Origin of the sequence: Streptomyces sp. NPDC058701 (assembly GCF_042715295.1) — a bacterium.
GTDB lineage: Bacteria > Actinomycetota > Actinomycetes > Streptomycetales > Streptomycetaceae > Streptomyces.
On record NZ_JBHXSY010000017.1, the window covers coordinates 60,903 to 72,887 of the forward strand.

At 73.4% G+C, this 11,985-nt stretch carries 14 protein-coding genes; 11 read left to right on the plus strand and 3 right to left on the minus strand.

What is annotated here, in order from left to right; genetic code table 11:
- Positions 1-391 precede the first annotated feature (391 nt).
- Positions 392-610 carry a hypothetical protein gene (locus ACFWW8_RS19890; protein WP_386530280.1) on the minus strand — a complete coding sequence of 73 codons (219 nt, stop codon included), beginning with the start codon at positions 608-610 and terminating at the stop codon, positions 392-394.
- Between the two features lie 335 nt (positions 611-945).
- On the opposite strand from ACFWW8_RS19890, the gene ACFWW8_RS19895 reads away from it, so the two are divergent.
- A complete protein-coding gene (locus ACFWW8_RS19895) occupies positions 946-1,203 on the plus strand; it encodes an acyl-CoA carboxylase epsilon subunit (protein WP_386530281.1) in 258 nt (85 codons plus the stop codon).
- Between the two features lie 50 nt (positions 1,204-1,253).
- Here ACFWW8_RS19895 and ACFWW8_RS19900 read toward each other — a convergent pair whose 3' ends face one another.
- Positions 1,254-2,885, minus strand: a complete 1,632-nt coding sequence (locus ACFWW8_RS19900; RefSeq protein WP_386530282.1) for an FAD-dependent oxidoreductase — start codon at positions 2,883-2,885, stop codon at positions 1,254-1,256.
- Between the two features lie 275 nt (positions 2,886-3,160).
- Between ACFWW8_RS19900 and ACFWW8_RS19905 the strand changes: the two genes are divergently transcribed.
- From ACFWW8_RS19905 to ACFWW8_RS19945, 9 genes are all read left to right on the plus strand, one after another.
- Complete coding sequence (locus ACFWW8_RS19905) at positions 3,161-4,258, plus strand: SchA/CurD-like domain-containing protein (protein WP_386530283.1); 1,098 nt, start codon at positions 3,161-3,163, stop codon at positions 4,256-4,258.
- Positions 4,259-4,320: 62 nt separating this feature from the next.
- Positions 4,321-4,764, plus strand: a complete 444-nt coding sequence (locus tag ACFWW8_RS19910) for a cupin domain-containing protein (RefSeq protein WP_386530284.1) — start codon at positions 4,321-4,323, stop codon at positions 4,762-4,764.
- Positions 4,761-6,032 (plus strand): beta-ketoacyl-[acyl-carrier-protein] synthase family protein, encoded by a 1,272-nt coding sequence (locus tag ACFWW8_RS19915; RefSeq protein WP_386530285.1) that lies wholly within the window; start codon positions 4,761-4,763, stop codon positions 6,030-6,032. Before ACFWW8_RS19910 ends, ACFWW8_RS19915 begins: the two co-directional genes overlap by 4 nt.
- On the plus strand, positions 6,029-7,267 hold the full coding sequence (locus ACFWW8_RS19920; protein ID WP_386530286.1) for a beta-ketoacyl synthase N-terminal-like domain-containing protein: 1,239 nt from the start codon (positions 6,029-6,031) through the stop codon (positions 7,265-7,267). Before ACFWW8_RS19915 ends, ACFWW8_RS19920 begins: the two co-directional genes overlap by 4 nt.
- Positions 7,268-7,305: 38 nt before the next feature.
- A complete protein-coding gene (locus ACFWW8_RS19925; protein WP_386530287.1) occupies positions 7,306-7,560 on the plus strand; it encodes an acyl carrier protein in 255 nt (84 codons plus the stop codon).
- A gap of 1 nt (position 7,561) precedes the next feature.
- Positions 7,562-8,044, plus strand: a complete 483-nt coding sequence (locus ACFWW8_RS19930) for an SRPBCC family protein (RefSeq protein ID WP_386530288.1) — start codon at positions 7,562-7,564, stop codon at positions 8,042-8,044.
- A 111-nt stretch (positions 8,045-8,155) separates the two neighbouring features.
- Positions 8,156-8,488, plus strand: coding sequence for a TcmI family type II polyketide cyclase (locus ACFWW8_RS19935; RefSeq protein ID WP_386530289.1), 333 nt, complete (start codon positions 8,156-8,158; stop codon positions 8,486-8,488).
- A 196-nt stretch (positions 8,489-8,684) separates the two neighbouring features.
- Complete coding sequence (locus ACFWW8_RS19940; protein ID WP_386530290.1) at positions 8,685-9,611, plus strand: MurR/RpiR family transcriptional regulator; 927 nt, start codon at positions 8,685-8,687, stop codon at positions 9,609-9,611.
- 317 nt (positions 9,612-9,928) lie between these two features.
- Positions 9,929-10,306 (plus strand): hypothetical protein, encoded by a 378-nt coding sequence (locus tag ACFWW8_RS19945; protein WP_386530362.1) that lies wholly within the window; start codon positions 9,929-9,931, stop codon positions 10,304-10,306.
- 119 nt (positions 10,307-10,425) lie between these two features.
- Here ACFWW8_RS19945 and ACFWW8_RS19950 read toward each other — a convergent pair whose 3' ends face one another.
- Positions 10,426-10,800 carry a toxin Doc gene (locus ACFWW8_RS19950; RefSeq protein WP_386530291.1) on the minus strand — a complete coding sequence of 125 codons (375 nt, stop codon included), beginning with the start codon at positions 10,798-10,800 and terminating at the stop codon, positions 10,426-10,428.
- A gap of 648 nt (positions 10,801-11,448) precedes the next feature.
- Here ACFWW8_RS19950 and ACFWW8_RS19955 point away from each other — a divergent pair.
- Complete coding sequence (locus ACFWW8_RS19955) at positions 11,449-11,952, plus strand: hypothetical protein (RefSeq protein WP_386530292.1); 504 nt, start codon at positions 11,449-11,451, stop codon at positions 11,950-11,952.
- Positions 11,953-11,985 lie beyond the last annotated feature (33 nt).

Consider the following 11,985-nt stretch of genomic DNA (forward strand, 5'->3'; position numbering starts at 1 on the left):
GGAGCGATGGATCACGCCGCTTGAGAGCGCTCTCAAGCGGTGCCGCTGACACTGTGCTCCCCACCCCACGGGGCGTCAAGACATCGCGCCGGTAAAGGGCGTGGCGGGGCGGGAGGGTTCAACCGTTGAACGCCGGGCGGGCCGGACCACGCCCCGGGGGGACCGGTACGGGGCGGCCCGCGCCGGGCACCGCGCGCCTGGCACCGCGTGTCCGGTCCCGCGCGCCGGACGCCCGGCCCGCGCGCTCGACAACGCCTGGGCGACCACCGCCCACAGCCCGCCGACCGTCGGCCGTCGCCCACCGGTCCGGGCCGTACCCGGCACCCACCGGCCGCCCCCGGTGCCGGGCCGGGCGGCCGTCACCCGTCCGGGTCAACCCGCCGCGCCCGGATCACTCCGGCGGCCAGAGCACCTCGTCGGCGCCGGGCAGGTCGTGGACCGCCGACGCCGTTCCCGTCAGGGGCAACAGCCCTTCCAGCGGGCACACCACCGCGGTCTCGTGGTCGACCTCCCACTGGCCGGCCGCGTTCCCGCCGGCCCGGTCCGTGGTGCACACCGCGTACAGGTGGCCGGAACATCCCCGGCAGAGCAGGGTCTGGTGTCCGCTCATGACGGGCCCGCCTTCTGGAGTGCGGCCCCGGCGAACACCCGGGCCGCGGGGGACTTCGGAACCTCCGGCAGGGCCGGCGAGATGCGCCGCGCGCCCCGTTCCGCAGTCCGGGGGCCGCGCCGCGCCGGAGTGCCGGGTGCGCGCAGCGCTTGTAGCGTCGGTCGCGTCGGGAGACCGGGTGACCCGACGAGAATCCGCCGGCCGGTTCGCGTGCGCGGAACACCTCCCGTCAGCGTGCCGCGCCACCCGTGCGCCCCCCGAGTCAGCGCCGAGCAGGTTCGTCCCCCGCGCCGCCACCGGGCACACGGGCAGCCCCCGTACGAGAGGCCGTGCCGATGTCGAACGATGCCGCGACCGCCCCGATAGCCCAGGTGGCCCCGTCGGCCCCGATCGCGAGTCTGATCCGGGTGGAGAGGGGCCTGGCGGCCCCCGAGGAACTGGCCGCCATCGCGGTCGTGGTCGCCTGCTACGCGCGCCGGACCGGGCGCGTGCGCGGGGCGGCCGAGCCGAAGGGCGGCGGTCCCGGGCGCGGCGGACGCCGTCCCGCCCGGGCGAACGCCGGCTGCTGGGCAGGCTGCTGGGCCTGCCGCTGAACCCCTTCCGCCGGCCGCGCGCACGGCCGGCGGAAGGGGGAGCGTGGTCCTCACGCCCGGCGCAGCACCGTAGACATGACGTCGAGCAGGACCGCCCGGGGATCGGTGACCGCGTCCTCGGACCGCCACGCGACGAACCCGTCCGGCCGTACGAGCACGGCGCCCTCGGGCGTCAGCTCGTGGGCCGCGGCCCAGTCGGCGTCGCCCTCCGGCACCAGGTCGGCGTCCCGGCCCGAGCCGATCCCGTAGGCGTCCAGCCGCACCGACAGCTGCCCCGCCACCTCTTCGGCGGCCTCGCGCCACGGCGTGCCCGCCGCGCTGAGCAGGACGAAGGACCGCTCGTACAGGTCCAGGGTGGAGACGCGCTCACCCGCCCGGGTCACCCACAGGTGCGGTGCCCGGGTGCCCGTGTCACCCGTCAGGCGCAGCGCCTCCGGGATGATCGGCCGGCCGGGGTCGCCCCCGACGACCGCACCCTGCGGGTAGCTGTAGCCCATCGCCGTGGTGAGGACCCCGCTGCCGGGCCCGCCGCCCATGGTGGGAGGGGGCGCGTACCCCGGGTGGCTGTGCTCCGCCGAACGGGCCGAGGCGCGCTCGCTCGTGGCGCGGGCCACCGGGAGCCGCTCGGCCTCGTACGTGTCGAGCAGCTCGATCCCGGCCGATCCGTCCAGCACGGCGGCGATCTTCCAGGCCAGGTTGTGCGCGTCCTGGATGCCGGTGTTGGAGCCGAACGCCCCCGTGGGGGACATCTCGTGGGCCGCGTCCCCGGCGAGGAACACCCGTCCGGACGAGTACCGCTGCGCCACCCGTTCGGCCGCGTGCCACGGCGCCTTGCCTTCGATCTCCACGTCCAGGTCCGGTACGCCGATCGCGTTGCGGATCTGGGCCACGCAGCGCTCGTCGGTGAAGTCCTCCAGGGTCTCGCCCCGGTCGGGGTGCCACGGGGCGTGGAACACCCACTGCTTGTCGTTGTCCACCGGCAGCAGCGCCCCGTCGGCTCCCGGCCGCATCAGGTAGCAGACGATGAACCGCAGGTCGCCCAGGGCCTCGGCGAGCCGCTCCGAGCGGAAGGTGACGCTCACGTTGTGGAACAGCTCGCCGTTACCCGTCTGGGGGATTCGCAGCTGCTCCCGGACGGGGCTGCGGGGCCCGTCCGCCGCGATCAGGAAGTCGGCGCGCACGGTGGTGTGCTCGCCGGTCTCCCGGTCCTTCACCACGGCGCTCACCCCCGTCGCGTCCTGGTCGAAACTCATGAGTTCGGTGGAGAACCGCACGTCGGCGCCCTGGGCCCGGCTCTGTGAGGCGAGCACCGGCTCGATGTTGTTCTGGCTGCACAGGCACCACCCGGTCGGGCTGAAACGCCGGAGCGCCCCGGACGGGTCGACGGCCTTGACCAACCACTTGTGGTTGTCACCGGTCAGTGACTCGGTCTGCAGAATGCCCTGGTTGCCCTCCAGTACGGACGCCGCCCGGCGGATCACGCTCTCGACTCCCGCGGTACGGAAGAGCTCCATCGTCCGGGCGTTGATGCCCCGGCCGCGCGGGTGCGCGGAGGTGCCGGAGTGCTTCTCGACCAGCAGGTGGCGCACTCCGTGGCGACTCAGGAACAGCGAGGTGGACAGGCCCACGAGGGAGCCGCCCACGACGAGAACCGGTACGCGAACATCGGCTTTGTCTTCCATCAGCTGCGGGCTCCTGTTTTCTGTGTGGGGGAGTGGACTCTTTATGCCCCCGATCGAAGATCAGGCCCGGTCGATTCGCCGGTTGTCACCCGCTTGATCCGGACATGTAGCGGTACGCGCCCTTCCGGATGACGATGAGCGACAGCGGCTCCCCCTGAGACGCGCCGGCCTGCCCGTCCCGATCGTGGCGGCCGCCGGCCCGGGAGACCGCCACCGGTGACGGACGAGGGGTCCGTACGCGATGGATCTCCACCCCCTCATGAAGGAGTGAGTAGATGACAACCACCCTGTCCGAACGGGTGTCGCAGTCAGCCTTCGACGGTTCCATGCTCCGGGTCGTCCTCCTGATGGACCTCCACGAGGGGACTCAGCAGCAGTTCTTCGAGGCGTACGAGAAGCTCCGCCACGACATCGCGTCGGTCCCCGGCCACATCAGCGACCAGCTGTGCCAGTCCTTCGAGAACCCCTCGCAGTGGCTCATCACGAGCGAGTGGGAGAGCGCCCCGCAGTACCTCGCCTGGGTGAACAGCGAGCACCATGCCGAGCAGGTCAAGCCCCTGGGCGCCTGCGCCCGCGCCATGCGCCCGCTGAAGTTCACCGTCCTGCGCGAGACGGGACGCGGCTACGACCAGGCGGCCCGACCGGCCTCGGCCCGGCTCCAGCCCGTCCCCCGGCTGGGCGCGGGCATCGTGCGCCACGCCCTCACCTTCACGGTGAAGCCGGGCAGCGAGAAGGAGGTCGCCTCCATCCTGTCGAGCTACACCTCGCCGGAAGCCCGGGTCGACGACCACACCCGGCTCTGCCGGACCTCGCTGTTCATGCACGGCAACCGCGTCGTGCGCACCGTGGAGGTCCAGGGTGACCTGATGGCGGCACTGCGCCACGTGGCCGAGCAGCCCGGGGTCCGGGCCGCGGAGGAGGCGCTCAACCCGCACCTGGAGAAGGACCGGAACCTGAACGACCCGGAGTCCGCCCGCATGTTCTTCATGCGCGCCGCCCTCCCCGCGGTCCACCACATCGCGGCCGGGGAACCGGAGAGCGCCGACGTACGGCGGCACGCGCTGTTCTACCCGGCGAAGCCCGGCTGCGGCCCGGCGCTCGCCAAGTTCCTCGCCCGACAGGACGAGGCCGCCGCGCAGGGCGCCGACAGCCCCGTGCGCAGCAGCAGCATCTTCCAGCGCGACGACATCGTCGTCCGCCTGGTCGACGTGCGCGCACCGCTGGGCGCCGAGCCCGACGCGGCCTACGGGCTCCAGGACCCCCGCAAGGCGGCGGTGCTGGCCCGGCTGACGGACGCACCCGCCGAGCGGGCCGGCGCCGCGCACCGCACGATGGACCTGGTCACCGACCGCCGGGCACCCGCGCGGTCCTGACCCCCGGCCCAGCCCATCCCCAGCCTCGTCCAGGCTTCCCACACGCCAGGAGGAACCCCGTCATGACCAGACAGCGCCCACGCATCGTGGACCTCAGCGAGACGCCGCCCAACCGCAGGCGCGGAGGCGATCTCCGGGCGGTGCTCACCCCCACCTCGGTGGGGTCCACCAGCGGCTTCATGGGTCTGGCCATCATGGCCCCCGGGGAGTCCATCGCCGAGCACTACCACCCGTACTCCGAGGAGTTCGTGTACGTGGTCGCCGGACGGCTGGAGGTGGACCTCGACGGCGAGGCCCACCCGCTCCGCACCGACCAGGGGCTCCTCGTCCCGCTGAACGTCCGCCACCGCTTCCGCAACGTCGGCGACACCGAGGCCCGCATGGTCTTCCACCTGGGACCGCTCGCCCCGCGTCCGGAGCTCGGCCACGTGGACACCGAAGAGGCGCCCCACCCGGAGAGCACCGCCTGGGAGCAGCCCCCGGACCGTACCGGGGTGGTCTCATGACGCGCCGCCGGGTGGCGGTCACCGGGGTCGGCGTCGTCGCCCCCGGCGGGATCGGCGTGACGGCCTTCTGGGACCTGCTGGCCAACGGACGTACGGCGACCCGCGGCATCACCCTCTTCGACCCGGCCGGGTTCCGCTCGCGGATAGCCGCCGAGGTCGACTTCGACCCCGCCGAACACGGGCTCACCGAGGGCGAGGCGGCCCGCGCGGACCGGTACATCCAGTTCGCCCTGGTCGCCGCCCGCGAGGCGGTCCGGGACTCCGGTCTCGACCTCACCACCGACGAGGCCTGGCGGACCGGGGTCTCCCTCGGCACCGCCGTCGGCGGAACCACCCGCCTGGAGCACGACTACGTGGCCGTGAGCCAGTCCGGCGCCTGGTGGGACGTCGACCACAAGCTCGCCAGCCCCTTCCTGCACCGGGCGTTCACGCCCGCCACCCTCGCCTCCGCCGTCGCGGAGCAGACGGGTGCGCGCGGCCCGGTGCAGACCGTCTCCACCGGCTGCACCTCCGGGCTCGACGCCGTCGGGTACGCCGTCCACTCCATCGAGGAGGGACGGATGGACGTCTGCATCGCCGGCGCCTCCGACTCACCCGTCTCGCCCATCACGGTGGCCTGTTTCGACGCCATCAAGGCGACCTCCCCCAACAACGACGACCCGGCCCACGCGTCCCGGCCCTTCGACGCCGACCGGGACGGCTTCGTCCTCGGCGAGGGCGGCGCCGTCCTCGTCCTGGAGGAACTGGAACACGCCCGCGCCCGCGGCGCGACCGTGTACTGCGAGATCGGCGGCTACTCCACCTTCGGCAACGCCCACCACATGACCGGGCTGACCACCGAGGGCCTGGAGATGGCCCGCGCGATCGAGACGGCCCTGGCCCAGGCCCGCATATCCCCGTCCGACATCGACTACGTCAACGCGCACGGCTCCGGGACCAAGCAGAACGACCGCCACGAGACGGCGGCCGTCAAGCGGGTCCTCGGGGACCACGCGTACAAGACGCCCATGACGTCCATCAAGTCGATGGTGGGTCACTCCCTCGGCGCCATCGGGGCGATCGAACTCGCCGCGTGCGTCCTCGCCATGACCCACCAGGTGGTCCCGCCGACGGCGAACTACGAGACGCCGGACCCCGAGTGCGATCTCGACTACGTGCCCCGCACCGCTCGCAGCCGCACGCTGCGCAGCGTGCTCTCGGTCGGCAGCGGCTTCGGCGGGTTCCAGTCCGCCGTGGTCATGAGCCGGCCGAAGGAGGAGGTCTCGTGAGCAGCCGTACGGTCATCACCGGCATCGGGGTCGTCGCGCCCAACGGCATCGGCGCCGACGCGTTCTGGAAGGCCACCCAGTCCGGCGTCAGCGTCCTGGACCGGGTCACCCGGCCCGGATGCGAGCACCTGCCGCTGCGCGTCGCGGGCGAGGTGCGGGGCTTCGAGCCCGGCGCGATGGTCGAGGACCGGTTCCTCGTCCAGACGGACCGGTTCACCCACCACGCGCTCGCCGCCGCCGACCTCGCCCTGGAGGACGCCCGGCTCGGCCGGGCCGACTACGAGGACGACCCGTTCTCCGTCGGCGTCGTCACGGCCGCCGGCTCCGGCGGCGGCGAGTTCGGCCAGCGCGAGCTCCAGCACCTGTGGGAGCAGGGCCCGCGCTTCGTCGGCCCGTACCAGTCGATCGCCTGGTTCTACGCCGCGAGCACCGGCCAGGTCTCCATCCGCCGCGGCCTCAAGGGCCCCTGCGGGGTCGTCGCCAGCGACGAGGCCGGCGGGCTCGACGCCTTCGCGCACGCCGTCCGCGGCATCCGCCGGGGCAGCCGGGCGATGCTGGCCGGCGCGACGGAGGCACCGCTCGCGCCGTACTCCATCGTCTGCCAGCTGGAGTACGAGGGACTGAGCACCCGGGACGATCCCGAGCGGGCCTACCGGCCGTTCACCGCCGGCGCCTGCGGCTACGTACCCGCCGAGGGCGGCGCGATGTTCGTCGTCGAGGACGAGCGGGCCGCACTCGCGCGCGGAGCCACCGTGCGCGCCGTCCTCGCCGGCCACGCCGCGACCTTCAGCGGCACCCGGCGGCCCGACGAGGCGGGCGAGGGCCTGGCCCACGCCATCCGCGGCGCCCTGCGGGAGGCCGACTGCGCACCCGAGGAGATCGACGTGGTCTTCGCCGACGCCCTGGGGACCCCGCAGGCCGACGCGGCCGAGGCGGCGGCCCTCGCCGACGCCCTCGGCGGACACGGACGCAGGGTGCCCGTGACGGCGCCCAAGACCGGTACGGGCAGGGCCTACTGCGCGGCCCCGGCCCTGGACACCGCCGCGGCCGTCCTGGCACTGGAGCACGGGGTCGTTCCGCCGACCCCGAACGTCTTCGACGTGTGCCACGACCTGGACGTGGTGACCGGCAGCGCCCGCCCCGCGGCGCTGCGCACCGCGCTCGTCCTCAGCCGCGGCCGGATGGGATCGAACTCCGCGCTCGTGCTGCGCAAGGGCCCCTCGGCGTCCGCGTAGCAGCCCAGCAGTCCCCTCACAGGAAGAGAGACGCCACCATGTCCGACCGACTGACCATGGAAGAGCTGGCGGTCCTGATGAAGACCGCCGGCATCACCGTCGACCCCGCCGAGATGGCGACCCGCCCCGACTCCGCCTTCGAATCCTACGGACTCGACTCGCTGGGCCTGCTCGGGATCGTCGGCGAGCTGGAGAACCGGCGCGGACGGGCGCTGCCCGCCGACGCCGACCGCTGCAAGACCCCCGGCGAGTTCCTCGACCTCGTCAACAACAGCCTGATGACAGGAGCTTGAGATGGCAGGCCACACCGAGAACGAGATCACCGTCAACGCCCCCCTCGACCTGGTGTGGGAGGTGACCAACGACCTTCCCAACTGGCCGCGGCTGTTCAGCGAGTACGCCGCGCTGGAGATCCTGGAGGAGGAGGGGGACACCACCCGGTTCCGCCTCACCATGCACCCCGACGAGAACGGCACCGTGTGGAGCTGGGTCTCGGAGCGCACCACCGACCGCGCAGCCCGCAGCGTGCGCGCCCGCCGGGTCGAGACGGGCCCCTTCGCGCACATGGACATCCACTGGCAGTACGACGAGGTGCCCGGCGGCGGCACCCGGATGAAGTGGACCCAGGACTTCGCGATGAAGCCGGAGGCACCCGTCGACGACGCGTGGATGACCGACAACATCAACCGCAACTCCAAGGTCCAGATGGCGCTCATCCGGGACAAGATCGAGCAGCGCGAGCGCGAGACCACCGCTCCCGCCGTCAGCCGTCGCTGAACCGGTACCGGTGAACCGGGATGGGCGGTCCGTCCCCGGTACCCGGCCCCGCGACCCGCCCTGTGATCCGCTCCCCGTGATCCGCCCCCGCAGCGAAAGGCAGCAATCCGGATGCACCGCGCTCTCATCGTCGCCCGCATGGCGCCGGGATCGGCCCCCGACATCGCCGAGCTGTTCTCCGGCTCGGACGCGGGCGAGCTCCCGCACCTCGTCGGGGTCTCGCGCCGCAGCCTGTTCCAGTTCGGCGACGTGTACCTGCACCTGATCGAGTCCGAGCGGCCGCCGGGCCCGGCCATCGCGCAGGTCACCGAACACCCCGAGTTCCGGGACCTCAGCGACCGGCTCACGGCGTACATCAGCCCGCACAACCCGGACACCTGGCGCAGCCCCAAGGACGCCATGGCGCACGAGTTCTACCGCTGGGAGAACCCCGCCGCCCGGTGAACCGAGCGGTACGGACGGGACCCGCACACTCCGGTGTGCGGGTCCCGCCGCGCGTTGCGGCCCGGGCCCGGCCGGGGGAGCGCGCCGCGTCGGGAGCCGGGGGGCCTCCGGCTCCCGCGGGGGCCGTCCGGCGCGTCGGCGACCACAGGGCGTGAGCTATGTTTGAACGCGAGTGACATGAGAAGGAGGCCCGCCGGTGTCATCGGGGCAGCAGGCACGCGCACAGGCGGCCGCGATCACGCCGAGCGGCCGACAGCCGCTGGAGCCGGGGCAGGGGAAGCCCCCCGCCGACCGGCTGCTCGCGCTCTTCGACGGCCACCGGCTCTCCCCGGGGCAGCGCCGGATCGCCCAGTACCTGATCGACCACCTCACCGAGGCCGCGTTCCTGTCGATCACCGAGCTCGCCGAGCGGGTCGGCGTCAGCCAGCCGTCGGTGACCCGGTTCGCCGCCTCCCTCGGGTTCAGCGGCTACCCCGCGCTGCGCGACGTGCTCCAGCCGATCGCCCTGAGCGCGGTCGCCGGGTCACCGGACATCCGCGAACAGATCCGCCGCAACGAGCTCCAGGCGGCCGTCGACGCGGAGATCGAGAACCTGGAGAACGTGCGCCGGCTGCTCGCCGACACCAACCAGGTCCTCGACATCGGCCGCGAGCTGGCGGCCTCGGTGCCCCTGACCGTGCTGGGGCTGCGGATCTCGGTCTCCCTGGCGGAGTACTTCGCGTACGCGGCCCGGCGCATCCACCCCGACGTACGCCTGGTGACCCGCGGCGGCAGCGTCGCCTTCGACGCCCTCCTGCAGTCCCGGGCGGCCGGCGGGACCTGGGTCCTGGCCTTCGCCATGCCGCGGCACGCCAAGGAGACCCTGGCCGCGATCCGGGCCGCCCGCAGCACGGGGCTGCGCGTCGTGCTGATCACGGACCCCACGCTGGGGCCGCTGGTGGACGAGGCGGACGTCTCGCTGACGGCGGGGACCGGCTCGCGCCTGGTGTTCGACTCGTACGCGGCGCCCGGCATGCTGTCGGCGGCCCTCTTGCAGGCCATGGCCGACGCCGACCCGGAGCGCACGCAGGCCCGGCTCGAAAGTTACGAGCAGGTCGCCGACCAGCACGGATTCTTCCTGTAGCAGCCGGTCACGACCGGTCAACCGAAGGGGATATTCAAACCTGCTGGTGCATGAAATTTTTCATACGCTTGCTTACTCAACGGTATATATGTTTACTGGCGACGGCGCTCCGGATCCACCAGATGCCAAGGAAGGCGTCCCCACGCCCTCCTGAAGAGACACCCGGCACGACGAACCTCCTCAGGTCGCGGCCCGGGTGCCGAGTCCAGGCTTTCGGATCCCGCCGAGCGCCCCGGCGGCCTCGGTCAACCCCTGGGCCGAGGCCGCCCACCCTGCACGTCTCGATCAGAGTTCGACACCCCTCGGAAGTGACGAGAATGCCCCAGACGGCCACCATCACGCGCAGTCCGGACTGGCCCCTCCAGGTCAAGGCGCCCGGGACGCACGACTGGGAACGCACGGCCTCGCGCTGGCTGAGGGACCTGCTCCCGGCCCGCTACGGCAGCTACCTGACGCTGAACCGTCACCACGCGATCCTCGTGCGGCACGTGCAGCTCCAGCTCCAGCACGAGATGCGCGCGGTCCGCGTGGCCCTGCAGACCAGCCGGGCCGAGCTGCCCACGCTGGGCGTGGCCGAGTCCGTCATCGAGAACACCATCCGGATGTACGCGGTCGAGCTCGAACAGCTCAGCCGCCTGGCCCGCGGCGTCCGCCTCGTGGACGAGGCGCTGAAGGCCGCGCAGCGCAAGCGGTGAAGGCCGCGCAGCGCGGGCGCTGACGTCCTGCCGAGCGGGCGCTGAAGGCCCGGGAGCCGTCCCGCAATCCCCGGCGGGCGCGCAACGCCAGGCGCCCGCCGGGGATTACGGGACAGCCCTTAGGCGCGCCACGACCGCAGGCGGTCGGCGACGTCGAAGACGGTCACCCGCAACAGCCGGATGTCGGTGAGGAGCTCGCGCCACTGCTCGTACGCGGCGTCGACCGCCCCGCCCCCGGAGGCCTCGATGTAGGCGACGGCCACCCCGTACGCGAAGTACTCGTTGTGGTCGGGGAGCGGCCGCAGCAGCACGATGGCCTCCAGGAGCGCGGCGGCCCGCCAGAAGGCGTCCGGGGCGTCCACCCGCAGACTCGGGGTGTTCACCCGGTGCCGGGCGACGGCCGCGACGAGCGCGGAGTGGTCGGCGACCTCCACGTCCTTGAACAGGGCCTCCTGACGCTCCAGCAGCCAGCGGTGGTCGATGTGCAGTTCCACGCGCCTCACGCCGCCCGGAGGCCCGGGCGGCCGGTGGCGCCGGCGGGCGGGCGGGCGGTGGCGTGCGGGGGGACGGTGGTCTCGGCCATCCCCCGAGTATCCACGCCCGCACCCCGTCCCGGAGGCCATTGCGGCACGGGGTGCGGGGCGGCCGGCGAACGCCACGGCTTCGGCAGGGTGCGCGGACGACGGTGCCCGAGCGGTTGCCGAGCGCCACGGTCCCCGCGTACGTGACGGCGACGGCGCCCCCCGCGCCGCTGCCACCTGCTCGCACGGTGGCCGAAACCCGCCCTTGGGGTCGTGGTGGTTCCGGCCCGCCCCGGCGGTGGGGGCGCGGGCGTACCGCCCGGGCCCCGCCGACCGTCCCGCCGCAGCGGCATCGGCGCCTCGCGAACGGGCCCTGGGGGACACTGCCGTGGTCAGAGACCCGCGAAGGCGCGAGGCGTGCTCCGGAGCGGGGCGAGGGACTTCGCACGGACCCCGATCCGCGGCGGTGGTCCGTCGTTCGGGACGGCGCGGGTGCACGGTGGACGGCCCGGTCGCGGGCTCTGGCCGGAAACAGCATGATCTCGCTATCGCAAAGGTGTTCCATACCGGACCCTTTGCCTCCTACGGTCGGTGCAGCACAGTTCCGGACCAGGAGGCAGCGTGGAGCGCGAGATCGGCATCGATGAACTGGTGGCGGCGATGAAGGCCGTCGACGAGGCGGGTCGGCTCTTCGAGGACGCCCTCGCCGTGTACGGGGCGCGCGGCCCGAAGCGGACCGGCGACGACTTCAAGGTGGCGGGCGGCCCGGTCCAGACGCTGCAGGGCGCCGAGGAGATGGCCCGCGGCGCACGCCGGCACCTCGCGGACCTCGCGGTGATCGTCGGGTACGCGGCGGCCGGCCTGGAGGACCCGGTGGGCGGCCGCCTGGACGCGGTCCGCAAGGGTTTCACCGCGCTCTCCGTCGGCGGCTCCCGCATGGCCCGCCCGCTGCTCGAACCGACCGTACGGGGGCTGCGGCTCCTGCTCACCGTGGACCTCTTCGAGCCCGGCTTCCGGGAGGAGATCGAGGAGGTCGTCCGCGCGGACAAGGCCACCTACCCCGACCCGGCGGCGTTCCGGGTCCCCGCATCCGCCGCCCGCCCCGCGACGACCCGCCCCGCCTGAACCCGGCTGCGGGGGCCGGCCGCGCCCGTGGCC

Bases quoted from the DNA above. Each gene is read 5' to 3' on its own strand.
- ACFWW8_RS19890 (WP_386530280.1), bottom strand. From the start codon at position 610: ATGAGCGGACACCAGACCCTGCTCTGCCGGGGATGTTCCGGCCACCTG.
- ACFWW8_RS19895 (WP_386530281.1), top strand. From the start codon at position 946: ATGTCGAACGATGCCGCGACCGCCCCGATAGCCCAGGTGGCCCCGTCG.
- ACFWW8_RS19900 (WP_386530282.1), bottom strand. From the start codon at position 2,885: ATGGAAGACAAAGCCGATGTTCGCGTACCGGTTCTCGTCGTGGGCGGC.
- ACFWW8_RS19905 (WP_386530283.1), top strand. From the start codon at position 3,161: ATGACAACCACCCTGTCCGAACGGGTGTCGCAGTCAGCCTTCGACGGT.
- ACFWW8_RS19910 (WP_386530284.1), top strand. From the start codon at position 4,321: ATGACCAGACAGCGCCCACGCATCGTGGACCTCAGCGAGACGCCGCCC.
- ACFWW8_RS19915 (WP_386530285.1), top strand. From the start codon at position 4,761: ATGACGCGCCGCCGGGTGGCGGTCACCGGGGTCGGCGTCGTCGCCCCC.
- ACFWW8_RS19925 (WP_386530287.1), top strand. From the start codon at position 7,306: ATGTCCGACCGACTGACCATGGAAGAGCTGGCGGTCCTGATGAAGACC.
- ACFWW8_RS19930 (WP_386530288.1), top strand. From the start codon at position 7,562: ATGGCAGGCCACACCGAGAACGAGATCACCGTCAACGCCCCCCTCGAC.
- ACFWW8_RS19935 (WP_386530289.1), top strand. From the start codon at position 8,156: ATGCACCGCGCTCTCATCGTCGCCCGCATGGCGCCGGGATCGGCCCCC.
- ACFWW8_RS19945 (WP_386530362.1), top strand. From the start codon at position 9,929: ATGCCCCAGACGGCCACCATCACGCGCAGTCCGGACTGGCCCCTCCAG.